Raw genomic sequence first — 16,420 nt, 5'->3', positions numbered from 1 at the left:
TCAATATTGTCGTTTTTATCATTTGTGCTCCGCACAGCGGACGCGGTCGTGCAATTCGGCGCGTCCCGGGCCGTCCCGTAGAATCGTTCGTTGACGGGCCTCCCCGCATGGGAGCGCGGCCAACCGGGTCAGGTCGGGAACGAAGCAGCCCTAACCGTGGCAACCAGTGCCGGGGGTAAGGCTCGTCACCCTCCCCCGCGACCCTCAGCCGGCCTGCCGGAACGCCATCACCGCCTGGTTGCGCAGGGTGCGCAGAAGCGCGAGTTCCTTCTCGCCCAGCGCGATGCCGCCGGGCTCGGCCTTGTCGGCATAGATCAGCGCGAACGGCGCCCCCTTGAGCAGCAGCGGCAGCAGCAGGAAGGCGGGCGCGTCGACGCCGCTGCGGTACCAGCCCGGCAGCCGCGCGGCGATCTGCCCGGCGGTGGCGTCGCTGATCAGCGTGTCGGCCCCCTTGGCGCAGACGGCCGCGAACAGGTCCGTGCCGCCCTTCAGCGGCACCTTGAACTGCTGTGCCACACGCTCCGCCCCCTCGCCCAGGCCGAAGCGGCCGGTCAGCGTCTCGGTCTTCGGGTCGCGCAGGCAGAACACGATGCGGCGGAAGCCCAGCGCGCGGAACATGGTCTCGAGGATCATGCGCAGCACCTCGTTGAGCTTGAAGCTCTCGACCATCGAGTTGGTGATGTCGGCGATGCCCGCGGCCAGCACCTCGGCGGCGTTGACCGCCGGCGCCTCCGCGGCCACCGGCGCCTCGACCAGCGTCGGCGCGTAGGCGGCCACGGTGGCCTGCAGCTGGTGCGGCGAGAGCGAGTCGTCGGGCTTGGGCGCGGGCTCGATCACGACGGTGGCGAGCAGCCGGCGCGACGGCGAGCCCGGGGCCACCTGCAGGTTCATCGCCTGCGCCATCTGCGCCAGGCGCTGGCGCGCCTGGTCGGTGGCGCCGGCGATCTCGCGCGCGCTCAGGCCCAGCGCACGGGCATGGCGCTCGGCGGTCGCCGCCAGCGCGGCGGTCGGGTCGCCCTCGGTGCGCAGCAGCGTGTCGGTCAGCTCGTTGGCGGCCACGGCCAGGCAGCGCAGCCGGTCGGCCGGCTTGTCCGGCACCCGGGCCGGCGGCTCGCCGTCGGGCTTGCGCATGCAGCGCTGCAGCGTCTCGGGCAGGCCCCAGCTCCGGGCGATGCCCAGCCCCAGGTCCTCGAAGCTCAGGCCCAGCACGCTCACGGACGCAGCCGTCTCGGCCTGCAGCAGCGCCGCGGCGCTGGCCGGGGCGTCGCGCCGGCTCGCCAGCGCGATGCCGCGGATCTGGCGCGCCTCCTCCGGAAAGTAGTACTCGGTCAGCAGCCGGCCGAGGTTCTGGAACATCGCGCCGATGAAGGCCTCCTCGCCCTCGCGCGGCACGCGGCACAGCTCGCCGGCCAGCGAGCCGGACATCAGCGCGCGCAGAAACTCCTCCTTGAGCTGCCCGGCCTGCTGCTTGTCGCTCATGTGCTCGAGCAGCACCAGGCTGAGTGCCATGTTGCGGATGCCCGCGAAGCCGACCAGCGCCACCGCGCGCGACACGGTGCTGATCGAGCCGCCGCCGGCATGCGAGTAGTGCGCGGTGTTGACCAGGCGCAGCAGCTTGTTGGTCAGTGCGACATCCTTGAGGATCTCGCTGGACAGGCTGGTCAGGCTCTCGTGCTCGGAGCTGGCGATGCGCTGGATGCGTGCCACCGAATCCGACAGCGCCGGGAAGTCGCTCTTGTGGCGCATGCGCCGCAGCAGGAAGTCCAGCGTGCCGCTGTTGCCGCCCGGCGCGGCCGGTTGCGGCGCCATCCACTGGCGCAGCGCCTCGGCCAGGGCGGCGGCACTGCCCCAGCGCTGGGCGGGGTCGCGTGCGATCGCGCGCCGCAGCACGCCGCGCAGCGTGTCGTCGGCGTCGGGCGGCAGGTCCGGCGGCAGCGCGAGGTCCTCGTCGGCGACACGTTTCATGGCCCGGTACGGGTCGCGCTCGGCCACCAGCGGCCGGCCGCTGATCAGCTCGACCAGCATCACGCCGGCGGCGAACACGTCCATCGCCGGCGTGGCCGGCGCGCCGCGGGTCGCCTCGGGCGACATGTAGCCGGGCGTGCCGACGATCAGCGCGGCGGCGGTGCGGTTGGCGCCCTCCTTCAGCCGCGCCGCGATGCCGAAGTCCATCACCCGCGCGCGGCCATGGCCGTCGACCAGCACGTTGCTGGGCTTGAGGTCGCGATGCACCACCCCGGCCTCGTGCGCGGCCTGCAGCGCATCGAGCACGCCGAGCATCAGGCCGACGGCCTCGTGCGGCGGCAGCGCGCCGCGGGCGCGTGCATGTTCGGCCAGCGTGCGGCCCGGCACGTACTCGAACACCAGGCAGGCGCGGCCGTCGTGCACGTCGGCCTCGAACACCGGCACGATGTTCGGGTGCGCGAGGCGGCTGACGCTGCGCGCCTCCTGCAGCCAGTGCGTCAGGTCGTCGCCGGCCACGTTCACGCCGGCGGCCAGCACCTTGATCGCGACCTCGCGCTCGAGCCGGGTGTCGAGCGCGAGCCAGACGGTGGCCTGCGCACCCTTGCCCAGCTCGCGGCGCAGTTCGAAGCGGCCGAGGCGGCGGGCAGTGTCGGCGGGTACGGCAGCCATCGGATCGGTCAGTCGGCGGTGGTGGCGGCGTCGGGCGACAGGGTGCGCGGCGCGGCGGCCAGCGGCGCGCCGGTCTGCAGCGAGGCGCGGGCGCCCTGCAGCGCCTCCTGCAGGTCCTTCGGGCTGAGGTGCAGCACGCGTGCATAACGCTGCGCCACCTGCACGATGGCCGGGCCGATCTTCGGCGCGGGCAGCCGCGTCATCGCGTCGACCGCCTCGTTGGCGGCGCTGGCGGCCACGCGCAGCACGTCGGCATCGCTGTCGGGCATGCGAACCGGCTTGCCGACCGAGAGCCGGCGGATCATGTGCTGCACCTCCTCGCCCAGGCCCCAGTGGCGCGCCACCGCAGCGCCGAGGGCCTCGGTGTCGGCGCCGAGCACGGCGAAGGACGCCGCCTCCTCGCTCATGCCGGGCAGGTCGGCACCGCCCGAGGGTGCCGGCGCCGGCTGCATCAGCTGGCGGATCTGCTCGGCCTCCTCGGGGAAGTGGTACTGCACCAGCAGGCGGCCGAGGTTCTGCATCAGCGCGACCAGGTAGACCACCTCGCCGTCGTAACCCGGCGGGCGCAGCGCCTGCGCCACGTGGCCGGCCAGGCGCACGCAGGCCATGCTGCGGTTCAGCGCCGCGGCGCCGGCCTCGCCGAGCGGCCCGGGCCAGGGGCGCAGCGCGTTGGCGGCGCTGCGCACGCCGTCCACGCCGATCAGCGACACGGCACGGCGCAGCGTCAGCACCGGGCCGTTGCCGCCGATCTGGGTTCCGCGCACCTGGGCCGAGTTGACCGTGCGCAGCAGTTCGAACGAGAGCGCGATGTCCTGCAGCAGCAGCTCGGCGATCTCGTCGGTGCGCTGGCTGTCGCTGGACGAGAGCTTGCCGACGCGCTGGCCGATGCCCGGCAGCGCCGGCAGGTGGCCGACGCTGCGCAGCCGGTCCAGCAGCAGCGCGAGCGGGTCGCCGTTGCCCTGCCCTTCGACCTCGCGCCAGCCTTCCAGCGCCCGCAGCAGGGTGCGCGCGCTGTGGTAGCGCTGGCGCTCCTGGCTGGCGGTGCAGCGGTTGGCGATCGCGCGCAGGCCCTCGGGCACCGGCTGGGGCGTGCTCCACGGCAGGCGGACCAGGTCGCGACCCTGCGGTGCCATGCGGGCGATCACGGCGCCGAGGTCGGGTTCGTCGAGCACCGGGGCACCGGCCAGCAGCTGGTGCAGCAGCAGTCCGCATGCGAGCAGGTCGCGCTGGGCGGCGTCGCGCTGCGCGCGCAGCGTGCCTGTCTCGGCCGGGGTGTCGGCGGGCCCGGCCGGCCGCCCCGGCTCGGCGGCCGCCAGGCCGGTCAGGCGCACCTGGCCCTGCTCGTTGATCAGCACCTGGTACGGCTGGATGTCGCGGTGCGGCGTGCCGGCCTCGTGCGCGAATGCGAGCCCGGCCAGCACCTGGCAGAGCAGGCCGGCCAGCTCCATCGGTGCCGGACGCGGGTGGCTCGCCAGCCATTCGGGCAGCGTCACGCCGAGCGCGCGGTCGACCGCCAGGAAGGGCCAGTGGTCCTGCACGCCGACCTCGATCACATGGGCCAGGTTCGGGTGGTTCAGCCGTGCGGCCTGCTTCATCTCGCGCAGGCGCAGCTCGAGGGCGCCGGCGTCCGCGGGCTGCACGCGCGGGATCGTCAGCATCACGTCCTGGCCCAGGCGTGGGTCGAAGGCCAGCCAGGCCGTCGTGCCGGCGCTCTTGCCCAGCAGCTGGCGCAGCTCGTAGCGCCCGAACGCGCGGATCGGGTGGGGTCGGGCAGCGGCGGGCGTGGCAGGAGCGACCATCGAGGCAGGCAGGCGACGTGTCCCCGATTGGACGCCCGCCACGGTCCGCCCCAAGCCCCGAACAGCGTGGCCAAACGCACGCTATTCGGCGCGGCGGCGCATGCTCAGTCGAGCTCGACCAGTTCGCCGTCGCCGGCGACGAAGGCGGCGCGCACCGGCGCATCCGCCTGCGCGGCCTGCACCGCGGCGCGGTAGCCGGCCAGCTGGGCGCGGTAGGCCGGCAGTTCCTCGGGGCGCCGGCGCAGCTTGTAGTCCAGCACCCACCAGCACGGCCCGGTGGGTTCGTCGAGCAGCACCAGCCGGTCGATGCGCAAGGTCGCGCCCTCGTGCACCACCGGCACCTCGTTGCCGGCCCAGCGCAGCCCTGCCCGGTCGAAGAAACGCGCGCAGTCCGGGTTGGCGACGATGCGGCCGGCCAGCGCGGCCACCTCCCCCGGATCGGCACCGAACTCGGCCGCCGCAGCGGCGGCCAGCGGTGCGAGCTCGCGTTCGCCGCTGCCGGCCCACCATTCCAGCGTGCGGTGCACCGCGCGGCCCAGGCGCCGCGCCGGGGTGTCGGCATCCTCGGGCGCGGCGGGCGGCGCCGGGGCGCGCCAGGCCGGCAAGGCGCCGAGCGTGCAGCGCGTCTCGTCCGCGGTGCGCGCCGGAGCGACCGGCAGCCCGACCCGCTGCGCCTGCGGCTCGACACGCTGCCACCAGCTCCTGGCCGACTCGCTGCGGTTCGCCGGCTCGGTCGCGCTGAGCACCAGGCGGCTGCGCGCCCGGGTCATCGCCACGTACAGGCCGTTGAGCTCCTCGCGCCGCCGCGCCACGCGCTCGGCGTCGAGCAGCGGCTGCAGCTCGGGCGGACAGGCCGATTCGGCGTAGAGGAAGGCGCAGCGGCGCGGTGCCGGCGCCTCGACCGGCCAGTCGACCAGCAGCGTGCCGGTGTCGGCGCGCGCGGGGGCCGCGTCGGCGTCGACGACGAACACCACCTCCGCCTCCAGGCCCTTGGCGCCGTGCACCGTCAGCAGCCGCACCGCGTCGTCGTGCGTGCTGCGCTCGGGCACCACGCGGCGGCGGCGCAGCGCACGCACGAAGGCGTAGGGCGTGGCATAGCGCCCGCCGTCCAGGCGCAGCGCCGCACCCAGCATGGCGTCGATGTCCTCCAGCGCCAGCGCGCGGCGCGCCGGCGGCACGCTGGCGGCCACGCGGGCGTGCAGCTCGCCCTCGGCGGCGATGCGGTCCAGCAGGTCGTGCGGCGGCAGCCGGCCTGCCAGCTCGCGCCAGCGGGGCAGCAGCAGGGCGGCACGTTGCAGTGCTGCGCCGGGCGGCGGCGCCTCGACCAGGGCGGCCCACCAGTCGCCGCCGCGCACTGCTGCGGCATCGGCCAGCGCGAGCAGCTCCGCGTCACTCGCGCCGAACAACGGCGCGCGCAGGGCCCGCGCCAGAGACAGCCGGTGGCGCGGCGACACCAGCACGTCCAGCAGCGCGAGCAGGTCCTGCGCCTCGGGCGAATCGCCGAGCAGGCCGTCGTCGACCGCCGCATGCCGGATGCCGAGCGCCGCCAGCGCCTCCCCCACCAGCCGCAGGGGCCGGCGCCGGCGCGCCAGCACGAGCAACTCGCCGGGCGCATGCCGCCCCTCGGCGAGCAGCCCGGCGATGGCCGCGGCCACACGGCGTGCCTCCTCGGCCAGACGGGCCTCCTCGGGCTCGTGGCGCGGCACGGTCAGGCTGTCGCGCCAGGGTGGCAGCTCCTCGGCCGCGCCGCGCCGCGCGGCCGGCGTGGCCGGCACCGGCGGCAGGGACTGCAGCGCGGGCGCGTCCTCCGGCCCGACCTCGGTGGTGTGGGCGCGGAAGCCGTCGACCGCCCCCTCCTGCTGCGCCGCCTCGAACACCGCGTTGACCGCCGCCAGCACGCCCGGTGCGTTGCGCCGCGTGTGGTCGCACTCCAGCACCGCGCCGCCCAGCGTGTCGACGACGAAGGAGCGCACCGCGGCGAACACCCGCGGCTCGGCGCGGCGGAAGCGGTAGATGCTCTGCTTCGGGTCGCCGACGACGAACAGCGCAGGCGCCGGCAGCCCGCCGCCGGCCCCGGCGTATCCCGACAGCCAGGCGTGCAGCGCGTGCCACTGCAGCGGGCTGGTGTCCTGGAACTCGTCGATCAGCACGTGGCGGAGGCGTGCGTCCAGCCGCTCCTGCACCCAGCCGGAGAGGGTCGCGTCGCGCAGCAGCGCGAGCGCGGCGCGTTCGAGGTCGTTCATGTCGAGCAGGCCGCGGCCGCGCTTGTAGCGCGTGTACTCGGCCAGCAGGCAGCGCGACAGCCGCACCATCGCCGCATGCTCCTCGTGGGCCTGCTGCTGCAGAAGCACCGCGGCGATGCGCTCGACCAGCGCCTGCGCCTCGGCCAGCCCCTCGAGCGAGCCGAGCTTGCGCGGCGCGCCGTCGGCGGTGAGCAGCGCGGCGCGCACGGCGTCGAAGCGCGCCTCGGCCGCATCCCTCTCGAGCGCGAGGCGCAGCAGCTCGCCCTGCCTGGCCTGCGTCTTGTTGCCTTGCACCAGCCGGTCCGCCAGCGCGCGCAGCGCGGTCACCCCGTCGGGCCGCAGCAGCTCGGCCTGCGGCGCCGCGGCGCCGGGCGGCACGGCCGCCGCGACGCTGGCCTCCAGCGTGCCGGCCCGGTCGGCCAGCTCGAACTCCACGCGCCGCGCCAGCAGCGCCTCGAGCCAGCGCCCGACCGCCGCGCGGCCGCGCCGCAGCACCTGGGCGCGGTAGTCCGCATGCGCCGCCGGATCACGCAGCAGCGCCGCATGGAAACGACGCATCAGCTCGGGCAGGTGGTCGTCGATCTCCTCGATCAGCTCGGCCTCGCGCTCCAGGCCGAGCTCCTGCGTCAGCTCCAGCGGTGCGGCGCGCAGCAGCTGTGCGAACCAGCCGTGGAAGGTGTGGATCTGCACCGGACGGCCGCCGTCGAGCAGCTCGCGCTGCAGCGCCGCCAGGCGCGGCTCGAGCAACGCCGCCTGCGCCGGCGGCAGCCCGCGCTGCTGCAGCGCCTCGAGGCGCTGTGCCGTGCTGCCGGCCGGCACGCCGAACTCGGCCAGCCACTGCGCGAGGCGCTCGCGCATCTCGCCGGCCGCCTTGCGCGTGAAGGTGATCGCGAGGATCTCCTGCGGCTGCGCGCCGTCCAGCAGCGCCCGCAGGATGCGCGACACCAGCATCCAGGTCTTGCCGGCGCCGGCGCAGGCCTCGACCACCACGCTGCGGCGCGGGTCGCAGGCGATGGCGTAGAACTGTTCGCGCGCCACCGGCGTGCCGCCGGCCCGGTAGGCGGGGGCTGCGGGGCTCACGGCGCGCTCCAGTCGTCGCGGCGGCACAGGCCGCGCGCTTCGCAGTGGTCGCACACGCTGCCCTCGCCGAGTGCGGGCAGCGGCGCCCCGGCCTGCACCCGCGCCAGCTCGTCGCCGAGTTCGCGCAGCAGGCGCTGCGCACTGTGCCCGACCTGCGGGTGCGGCAGCGGCTTGAGCGGCCCGCTGCTGTCCAGCGGCAGGTAGGCCGCGGCCAGCGGCGCGCTGCCGGCCGGGTCGAGCAAGGCGGCGTAGAAGGCGAGCTGGGTGTCCTCCTGCGGATCGCGCAGCTTGCGCCTGAGCGCGTCGGCCGAGCCGGTCTTGTAGTCGAGCAGTTCGAGCGTGCCGTCGGGCCAGCGGTCGATGCGGTCGATCACGCCCTGCAGCTCGACACCGGGCACGACGCTCAGCGGCACGCGGCGCTCCTGCTCGCCGGCCTGCCAGCGTGCGCCCTCGGCATCGCGCCGCTGCAGCCATTCGACGTAACGCGGCGCGAGGCTGGCCAGCGAGGCGCCGAAGGGCAGCGCCACCTCCTCGGCAAGGCCCTGCGCATGGCGCTCCTGCTCGGCCAGCGCGAGCAGCCGGGCGACCTCCTGCGCCGCCGGCGCCGGCGCCTCGCGTTCGGCGTGAAAACGCAGCAGCACGGCATGCAGCCAGTTGCCGTAGTCGCGTTTCTCGACGGCGTCGTCGAGCTCCTCGTCCTCGCGCAGGCGCAGCAGGTGGCGCGCCAGGAAGCGATACGGGCACTCGCGCAAGGCCTCGGCCGCGCTGGCGGAGAGCGCGGCCGGCAGCCGCCCCGGCGCCGCGGGTGCGGGGCGCTGCCGCGGCGTCAGCGTGACCTCGAGCACCTGGCCTGGGTCGGCGGCCGGCGCGAGCTCACGCCCCTGCAGCGCCAGGTCGAGCGCCAGACGCTGCAGCAGCGGGCTGTCGACCAGTGGTTCGCCGCCCTCGCCCTGGCGGCGCAGGAAGCTCAGCCGCGGCAGGCGCAGAGCATGCTCGAACAGCAGGCGCTCGCGCGCGCGCAGCGCCGCTGCGTCCGGCAGGCCGAGTTCGCGCCGCGTGGTGTCGTCGAACAGTGCGTGCGGCGCCGGTGGCGCGCCGAGCTGGCGATCGTCGGCACCGGGCCAGACCACCGCCGCGAACGGCCGCAGCAGCAGCCGGGCCATCGGCGCGATGACCACGTCCGGATGGCTGGCGGCGGGCTGGAAGGTCGCCGCGTCCAGGCTCGCATCGACCCAGGCCGCGAACTCGTCCAGGTCCAGCATGGTCGCGTCGGCGGCATCGCGCCAGGCCGGTTCGGCGTCGCCGGCGCCGGCCAGGCGCAGCGCCCGCAGCAACGCCTGGCCGGCTGCGTCTGTCTGCAGGGCCGCCCAGGCGCCGCAGTCCTCGAGCACGGCACGCACGGCGCGCAGCCACTCGGCCAGCAGCCGGCGGCGATCGGCCAGGGGTGCCAGCATGATCCGCACGAGCGCAGCGGTCTGCGCCTCGGCACTGTCCGGGGCGAGGCGTGCCAGGTCGACGGCGCGGGCCAGGCCGAGCCGGCGGCAGGCCTGCTCGAGGCGTTCGAGCTGCGCCGGCGCGCCGAGCGCCCCCGGCGGCAGGGTCTTGAGCCAGTCGAACAGGTCGTCGCTGCGGGCCGACGGCGATGCCGCACGCAGCAGCCCCATCAGCAGCGCCGCGGCACGCGTGGTCGGCAGCGACCAGCCGGTTTCGTCGACCGGCTGCAGGCCGGCGCGCTCGAGCAGCGCGCGCACGCGGCGCACCACCAGGCGGTCCTGACCGACCAGCGCCACCGGCGTCTGCCCGGCCGCGCAATGCTGCAGCACCAGCGCCGCAGCCCGGCGCGCCTCCTGCTCGAAGCCCGGGCAGCGCGCCAGCGCGGGCAGCTCGGGCAGGCTCCACGCGGGCAGCGCCGCGTCGGCGTCGACCACCAGTGCCGCCACTGCGGCATCGGCCGCGTCGAGCAGCGCCTCGGCGAGCGGATCGGGTCCACCGGCCTGCAGCACCATCCAGGCGGCCGGGCGGAGGTCCCACAGCCGGTCGCTGGCCGGCGCCGGCGCCTGGGCCGCCCATTCGAGGGCGACCCGGGCCAGCCAGCGCTCGCGCACGCCCGGTCCGGGCAGCGGCGCCAGCGTGCGGCGCCCCGCCGCCCAATGCGCCGGCCGGCGCGACGGCGGCAGCGCCGCTGCGGCACGGGCGAGTTCCTGGGCCGTCTGCACCAGCAGCGCCACGCCGCGTTCGAAACCACGCGGATCGAGGCGTGCCCACTCGGCGCCCTGCGGCTGGCCGCGCAGCAGGCGCGCCGCCGTGAGACGGTCCAGGGCGGCATCGCCGCTCAGCTGCCAGGGCTGCGCGGCTGCTGGCGGGCCGAGCGAGCGCGCCAGCGACTGCGTGGTCTCGATGCGCGGCTGCCAGCCGCCGCCCGCCGCGATGGCCTGCTGTGCAAGCGGCAGCAGCTGCGCGAAGGGCAGCAGCACGATGCAGTCGCGCAGGGCCAGGCCACGGTCGTGCGCCCAGCGCCGGCACTGCGCCGCGAAGGCCGTCCACGGCGCACCGCCGTGGGGGCGGTCGCCGGCGATTTCAAGGGGGTGGCGCGCTATCGCTGCCATCGAAAAGGACCACGGCGCCACGCGCCACGGCCGCAGGGCCTTTGTGTCAGAATCATTGTGCCTCGGCCACCGATGGTCGCGTGGCCCCGCCCGAGGATCCACCCATGAGCAGCGAAAACATCAAGCACATCTCCGATGCGTCGTTCGACGTCGACGTTCTGCAGTCCGACAAGCCGGTGCTGGTCGACTACTGGGCCGAGTGGTGCGGACCGTGCAAGATGATCGCGCCCATCCTCGACGACATCTCGAAGGACTACGGCGGCCGCCTGCAGATCGCGAAGATGAACGTCGACGAGAACCAGGCGGTGCCCGCCAAGTACGGCATTCGCGGCATCCCGACGCTGATGCTGTTCAAGGGCGGCGAGCTCGTGGACACCAAGGTCGGTGCGCTGCCCAAGGCGCAGTTGACCGCCTTCCTCGACCGCCATCTATAATCCCGCCCAATCGTCGCAGGCGCCGGTCCCACGAGCACCGGAGCCTGCGGCGAACAGATTGCCTCCACGCCCGGCCGCCCTGCTCCGATAACGGGGCTGGCGGCCAAAGCCGATCCGGCAGCGCGTGGCTCCGGCCCCCACATCCAGCGTAGTCCCACGTCGCCAAGGCGCAGCCGCGCAGCCCGCGGCCGCATCGCACCACCCGCCTAGGGCAGCCCCATGCATCTCTCCGAACTGAAGGCCCTGCACGTCTCCGAGCTCATCAAGATGGGCGAGAGCCTGGAGATCGACAACGTCGCTCGCATGCGCAAGCAGGAGCTGATGTTCGCGATCATGAAGAAGCGCGCCAAGGGCGGCGAGCAGGTGTTCGGCGACGGCGTGCTGGAGGTGCTGCCCGACGGCTTCGGCTTCCTGCGCTCGCCGGACACGAGCTACATGGCGTCGACCGACGACATCTACCTCAGCCCGAGCCAGATCCGCCGCTTCAACCTGCACACCGGCGACGCCGTCGAGGGCGAGGTGCGGGTGCCCAAGGACGGCGAGCGCTACTTCGCGCTGGTGAAGGTCGACCGCGTCAACGGCCTCACGCCCGAGGAGAGCAAGCACAAGATCATGTTCGAGAACTTGACGCCGCTCTTCCCGAAGGAGCAGTTCAAGCTCGAGCGCGAGATCAAGTCCGACGAGAACATCACCGGCCGCATCATCGACCTGATCGCGCCGATCGGCAAAGGCCAGCGCGCGCTGCTCGTCGCACAGCCCAAGACCGGCAAGACGGTCATGATGCAGCACATCGCGCACGCCATCGTCGCCAACCACCCCGATGTCTACCTGATCGTGCTGCTGGTCGACGAGCGGCCCGAGGAAGTGACCGAGATGGTGCGCACGGTGCGCGGCGAGGTGATCTCCTCGACCTTCGACGAGCCCGCCGCCCGCCACGTGCAGGTGGCCGAGATGGTGATCGAGCGCGCCAAGCGCCTGGTCGAGCTGAAGAAGGACGTGGTGATCCTGCTGGACTCCATCACCCGGCTCGCGCGCGCCTACAACAACGTGCTGCCCTCCTCCGGCAAGGTGCTGACCGGCGGCGTGGACGCCAACGCGCTGCAGCGCCCGAAGCGTTTCTTCGGCGCGGCGCGCAACGTCGAGGAAGGCGGCTCGCTGACCATCATCGGCACCGCGCTGATCGACACCGGCAGCCGCATGGACGAGGTGATCTACGAGGAGTTCAAGGGCACCGGCAACTGCGAGATCCACCTCGACCGCCGCATGGCCGAGAAGCGCGTCTACCCGTCGATCCTGATCAACAAGTCGGGCACGCGCCGCGAGGAACTGCTGCTCAAGCCGGAGATCCTCCAGAAGAGCTGGATCCTGCGCAAGCTGCTCTACCCGATGGACGAGATCGAGGCGATGGAGTTCATCCTCGACAAGATGAAGTCCACCAAGAACAACCTCGACTTCTTCGACATGATGCGGCGCGGGGGCTAAGTTATACTTCGCGGTTTTCCGGCGTCGGAAAGTGCGTCGAACTGGTCGGCGTGGCTCCCGAGACACCAGCGCAGAGGCAAGGCATGAAAGAAGGCATCCACCCCAACTACCGCGAAGTCTGCTTCGTGGACCTGTCCAACGGCTTCAAGTTCGTGACGCGCTCGTGCGCCGAGACGAAGGAGAAGATCACGATGGACGACGGCCGCGAACTGCCGCTGTACAAGCTCGAGAGCACGAGCGAATCGCACCCGTTCTACACCGGCACGCAGAAGAGCGTCGACTCGCTCGGCGGCCGGGTCGAGAAGTTCCGCAACAAGTTCGCTCACCTCAAGAAGTGAACCCCGCGCGGACGCAGCAGCAAGGGCAGCCTCGGCTGCCCTTTTTGTTGCCGGTGATGCGGCATCATTGCGGGCCGCGCCGCGACACCACCGCTTGAACTCGCCCAACCCCGCCCTCGTCACCCAGCGCGCCGCGCAGCGCCTTCCGCGCGTGGCCCTGCTGCTGTTCTGCGCGGCCTACCTGCTGCCCGGGCTGGTCGGGCGCGATCCGTGGAAGAACGCGGATGCGGCCGCCTTCGGCCACATGTTCAGCATCGCCGAAGGCCGCTCGGGCTGGCTGTCGCCCTCGGTCGGCGGTCTTCCGGCCGACGTCGCGCTGGTGCCCTACTGGCTCGGCGCGGCGGCCATCAAGCTGCTGCCCTGGGCCGACCCGGCGCTGGCCGCGCGCCTGCCGTTCGCGCTGCTGCTGGCGCTGGTGTTGTGGCTGACCTGGTACGCCACCTACCACCTGGCGCGCACCGACGCCGCCCAGCCGCTGCCCTTCGCCTTCGGCGGCGAGGCGCACCCGGTCGACTATGCCCGCGCGATCGCCGACGGCGCCGTGCTGGCCGTGATGGCCACGCTCGGCCTGCTGCAGCTCGGCCACGAGACCACGCCGGAGCTGGTGCAGCTGGCAGGCGCGGCGCTGTACCTCTACGCCCTGGCGGCCGCGCCGTTTCGCCTGCGCGCCTCACGCGCCGCACTGCTGCTGGCGCTGCCGGTGATGGCGGCCAGCGGCGCGCCGGCCCTGGCGGTCGCCTTCGCGCTGGTCGGCCTGGCCATCTTCGCCCGCTCGACCTATCCGCAGGTGCGCCGCAGCGTGCCCTGGGTCGCCGCTGCCGGCCTGCTGGCGGCCGGGCTCGGCACGCTGCTGCGCGCCTGGGCTTGGCGGGTCGGCGGCGCCGACAGCGCGGCCCAGTGGCTGAGTGTCGGCCGGCTGCTGGTCTGGTTCACCTGGCCGGCCTGGCCGCTGGCGCTGTGGACGCTGTGGCGCTGGCGCAGCCACTGGCTGCACCGGCACATCTCGGTGCCGTTGGGCTGCGCCGGGGTGGCGCTGCTGGCCAGCATCGTGATGGGCGGCTCGGACCGTGCGCTGATGCTGGCCGTGCCGCCGCTGGCCGCGCTGGCCGCGTTCGCACTGCCGACCCTGCAGCGCAGCGCCGCCGCGGCGATCGACTGGTTCTCGGTGTTCTTCTTCAGCGCCTGCGCCCTGGTGATCTGGGTCATCTACGTGGCCATGCAGACCGGCGTGCCGGCCAAGCCGGCGGCCAACGTCGCCAAGCTTGCACCGGGCTTCGTGCCCGTGTTCTCCGCCGTCGCGCTGGTGGCGGCGGTGCTGGGCACGCTGGCCTGGCTGTGGCTGGTGAAGTGGCGCACCGGACGCAACCGCCACCCGCTGTGGAAGAGCCTGGTGCTGCCGGCCGGCGGCGTGGCGCTGTGCTGGCTGCTGCTGATGACGTTGTGGTTGCCGCTGCTGGACTACGCCCGCAGCTACCGCCCGGTGGTGGCACGCATCGCCGAGCAGACGCCGGCCGACGCCTGCATCGCCGCGCCGCAGATCCCGACCTCGTTGATCGCCTCGCTGGAGTACATCGGCGGGTACCGGGTCGACGCGATCACGCCGCCGGACGTCACCGCCTGCGAGGTGCTGCTGCGCACCGCGCGCGGCGGCTCGGACGACACCGTGCCAGGCTGGGCCCTGGTGGCCCGCCTGCCCCGGCCGACCTCGCGCGACGACGTGACGCTGATGTACCGCCGCGCGGCGCGCTGACGGTCACGGCGGGTCAGGCTGCCTCGGCCGGCGTGTCGGCCACCTGGACGAGGCGCACCCTCGCCGCCGGCAGCAGCAGGCGGAAACGCGATCCCTTGCCCGGCTCGCTCTGGATGTCGAGTTCGCCGCCATGGCGCTGCACCACGTGCTTGACGATCGACAGCCCGAGCCCGGTGCCGCCGGTTTCCCGCGAGCGGCTGCCGTCGACGCGGTAGAAGCGCTCGGTCAGGCGCGGCAGGTGCTCGCGCGCGATGCCCGGGCCGGTGTCGCGCACGAGGATCTCGCCGCCGCCGTCGGGCAGCAGGCGCCAGCGCAGCTCGATGCTGCCGCCTTCGGGTGTGTAGCGCACCGCGTTGTTGAGCAGATTCATCACGGCGCTGAACAGCTCGGCCTGGGCCCCGGCAATCTGCACGCCCGTGGGGTGGTCGACCTGCAGTGCGTGGCGGCCGCCGGACAGCGCCCGCGCATCGGCCTCGACCTGCAGGAACAGCGGCTCGAGCGCGACCCAGCGGTCCACGGTCGGACGCGGACTGCCCTCGAGCTGGGCCAGCGTGAGCAGGTCGCTGACCAGCGTCTGCATGCGCTGCGTCTGCTGCTGCATCAGCCCGAGCACACGCTTGCGCTCGGCCTCGGTCAGCGGCAGGTTGGCCATGGTCTCGAGGAAGCCGGCCAGCACCGTCAGCGGCGTGCGGATCTCGTGCGAGACGTTGGCGACGAAGTCGCGCCGCATCGCCTCGTTGCGCTCGCGGTCGGTCACGTCCTGCGACAGCACCAGCTTCATGCCCTCGCCATAGGGCCGCACCAGCACGGACAGGGTGCCGTCGTGGCGCGGCTTGGGGAAGCTCACCGCCTCGTCGAAGCGGCCCTGCTGCAGGCAGGCGACGAAGGCCGGCGCACGCACGAGATTGGTCACCGGCTGGCGCCGGTCGCGTTGCGGGTCGAGGCCGAAATGGTCCGCCGCCACCGAGTTGCACCAGACGATCTGGCCGGCCGCGTCGAGCAGCAGCACGCCGTTGGGCGAGGCCTCGATGGCCGAGAGGAACTGCTCGAGCCGCAAGCGCTCCTGCGCCAGCCCCTGCTCGCGCTGCCGGATCGAGCGCTCGACCCGGTAGCCGAGTTCGCCCCAGAAGCCGGTGTCGCGCGGCGCCTGGCCCTCCTGCGTGCCACGCAGCCAGGCCATCAGGCGCGCGCCGCGCAGTGCGTCGATCAGTGCCGCCAGGGCCACGCCTGCGGCCCCGCCCAGCAAGGCGCTGAACACCGGCGACGAGGTCGGCCGGCCGAGCAGGTACCCCAGGATGCCGCCCGCCGCCATCGCCAGCACGCCGGCGAGCAGGCGGGTCAGCAGCCAGCTCAAGCCTGCGTCTCCGGCACCTGCTGCGTCAGGCGGTAGCCGGCGCCACGCACGGTCTCGACCATGGTCTGGCACTGGGCCGGCGCGAGCGCCTCGCGCAGGCGCTTGACGTGCACGTCGACCGTGCGCTCCTCGATGAACACATGGTCGCCCCAGACCCGGTCGAGCAGCTGCGCGCGGCTGTGCACCCGCTCCGGGTGCACCATCAGGAAGTGCAGCAGGCGGAACTCGGTCGGGCCGAGCTTGAGTTCGACGTCGCCGCCGGCGACGCGCCGCGTGGCCGGGTCGAGCCGCAGCTTGCCGACCTGCACCGCCGCATCCAGCGCCTCCGGCGCCTTGCGGCGCAGCACGGCGCGAATGCGCGCCATCAGCTCGTTGGTGGAGAACGGCTTGGTCAGGTAGTCGTCCGCCCCGGCGTCCAGCCCGGAAATCTTGTCGGCCTCGGCCGCGCGTGCCGTCAGCATGATGATGGGCAGTTCGCGCGTGCGCGACTCGGCGCGCCAGCGCCGCGCCAGCGCGAGGCCCGACTGGCCCGGCAGCATCCAGTCCAGCAGCACCAGGTCGGGCAGCACGCCGTCGATCGCCGCCTGCGCCTGCTCGGCGGTGGCGGCCACCGTCACCTCGTAGCCGGCATGGCGCAGGTTCAGCGCGATCAGCTCGGCAATCGCCGCTTCGTCCTCGACCACCAGCACCTGGCTCATCG

The 16,420-nt window shown here is 73.8% G+C and carries 10 protein-coding genes and 1 other RNA gene; 5 read left to right on the top strand and 6 right to left on the bottom strand.

Annotated features, from left to right (window positions below):
• Positions 1 to 92: 92 nt before the first annotated feature.
• Positions 93 to 190, top strand: an RNA gene (gene ffs, locus D9C15_RS11535) — signal recognition particle sRNA small type.
• 14 nt (positions 191 to 204) lie between these two features.
• Here the strand turns inward: ffs and D9C15_RS11530 are convergent.
• The 4 genes from D9C15_RS11530 to D9C15_RS11515 all read right to left on the bottom strand — a co-directional run bounded on the left by D9C15_RS11530 (position 205) and on the right by D9C15_RS11515 (position 10,362).
• A complete protein-coding gene (locus D9C15_RS11530; protein ID WP_127997585.1) occupies positions 205 to 2,634 on the bottom strand; it encodes a serine/threonine protein kinase in 2,430 nt (809 codons plus the stop codon).
• A gap of 8 nt (positions 2,635 to 2,642) precedes the next feature.
• Positions 2,643 to 4,433, bottom strand: a complete 1,791-nt coding sequence (locus D9C15_RS11525; protein ID WP_127997584.1) for a serine/threonine protein kinase — start codon at positions 4,431 to 4,433, stop codon at positions 2,643 to 2,645.
• A 104-nt stretch (positions 4,434 to 4,537) separates the two neighbouring features.
• Positions 4,538 to 7,756, bottom strand: coding sequence for a UvrD-helicase domain-containing protein (locus tag D9C15_RS11520; protein WP_240668372.1), 3,219 nt, complete (start codon positions 7,754 to 7,756; stop codon positions 4,538 to 4,540).
• Entirely contained in the window at positions 7,753 to 10,362 is a 2,610-nt protein-coding gene (locus D9C15_RS11515) for a PD-(D/E)XK nuclease family protein (protein ID WP_127997583.1), read from the bottom strand. Before D9C15_RS11515 ends, D9C15_RS11520 begins: the two co-directional genes overlap by 4 nt.
• Positions 10,363 to 10,466: 104 nt before the next feature.
• Here D9C15_RS11515 and trxA point away from each other — a divergent pair, with 104 nt between their 5' ends.
• The 4 genes from trxA (at position 10,467) to D9C15_RS11495 (ending at position 14,366) form a co-directional block, all read left to right on the top strand.
• Positions 10,467 to 10,796: a thioredoxin TrxA gene (trxA, locus tag D9C15_RS11510; protein WP_127997582.1), complete on the top strand. Its 330-nt coding sequence runs from the start codon at positions 10,467 to 10,469 to the stop codon at positions 10,794 to 10,796.
• Positions 10,797 to 11,015: 219 nt separating this feature from the next.
• A complete protein-coding gene (gene rho, locus D9C15_RS11505; protein WP_127997581.1) occupies positions 11,016 to 12,278 on the top strand; it encodes a transcription termination factor Rho in 1,263 nt (420 codons plus the stop codon).
• 83 nt (positions 12,279 to 12,361) lie between these two features.
• Positions 12,362 to 12,616, top strand: a complete 255-nt coding sequence (locus D9C15_RS11500; protein WP_127997580.1) for a type B 50S ribosomal protein L31 — start codon at positions 12,362 to 12,364, stop codon at positions 12,614 to 12,616.
• 94 nt (positions 12,617 to 12,710) lie between these two features.
• Positions 12,711 to 14,366, top strand: a complete 1,656-nt coding sequence (locus D9C15_RS11495; RefSeq protein WP_127997579.1) for a hypothetical protein — start codon at positions 12,711 to 12,713, stop codon at positions 14,364 to 14,366.
• 13 nt (positions 14,367 to 14,379) lie between these two features.
• Here the strand turns inward: D9C15_RS11495 and phoR are convergent, their stop codons facing one another.
• Both phoR and phoB read right to left on the bottom strand, forming a co-directional pair.
• Positions 14,380 to 15,720, bottom strand: a complete 1,341-nt coding sequence (gene phoR, locus D9C15_RS11490) for a phosphate regulon sensor histidine kinase PhoR (RefSeq protein WP_127997578.1) — start codon at positions 15,718 to 15,720, stop codon at positions 14,380 to 14,382.
• On the bottom strand, positions 15,717 to 16,418 hold the full coding sequence (phoB, locus tag D9C15_RS11485) for a phosphate regulon transcriptional regulator PhoB (protein WP_127997577.1): 702 nt from the start codon (positions 16,416 to 16,418) through the stop codon (positions 15,717 to 15,719). The genes phoR and phoB overlap by 4 nt, the downstream gene beginning before the upstream one ends.
• Between the last annotated feature and the right edge of the window lie 2 nt (positions 16,419 to 16,420).

Source organism: Piscinibacter defluvii, assembly GCF_004011805.1.
In the GTDB taxonomy this organism is placed as follows: Bacteria; Pseudomonadota; Gammaproteobacteria; order Burkholderiales; family Burkholderiaceae_C; genus Piscinibacter; species Piscinibacter defluvii.
Note: the sequence above shows the minus strand (reverse complement) of the source record. Positions and strands in the feature narration are given on the sequence as shown.

Excerpts from the sequence above, each read along its gene's own strand:
- D9C15_RS11530 (WP_127997585.1), bottom strand. The coding sequence starts at position 2,634 with ATGGCTGCCGTACCCGCCGACACTGCCCGCCGCCTCGGCCGCTTCGAA.
- D9C15_RS11525 (WP_127997584.1), bottom strand. The coding sequence starts at position 4,433 with ATGGTCGCTCCTGCCACGCCCGCCGCTGCCCGACCCCACCCGATCCGC.
- D9C15_RS11515 (WP_127997583.1), bottom strand. The coding sequence starts at position 10,362 with ATGGCAGCGATAGCGCGCCACCCCCTTGAAATCGCCGGCGACCGCCCC.
- trxA (WP_127997582.1), top strand. The coding sequence starts at position 10,467 with ATGAGCAGCGAAAACATCAAGCACATCTCCGATGCGTCGTTCGACGTC.
- rho (WP_127997581.1), top strand. The coding sequence starts at position 11,016 with ATGCATCTCTCCGAACTGAAGGCCCTGCACGTCTCCGAGCTCATCAAG.
- D9C15_RS11500 (WP_127997580.1), top strand. The coding sequence starts at position 12,362 with ATGAAAGAAGGCATCCACCCCAACTACCGCGAAGTCTGCTTCGTGGAC.
- phoB (WP_127997577.1), bottom strand. The coding sequence starts at position 16,418 with ATGAGCCAGGTGCTGGTGGTCGAGGACGAAGCGGCGATTGCCGAGCTG.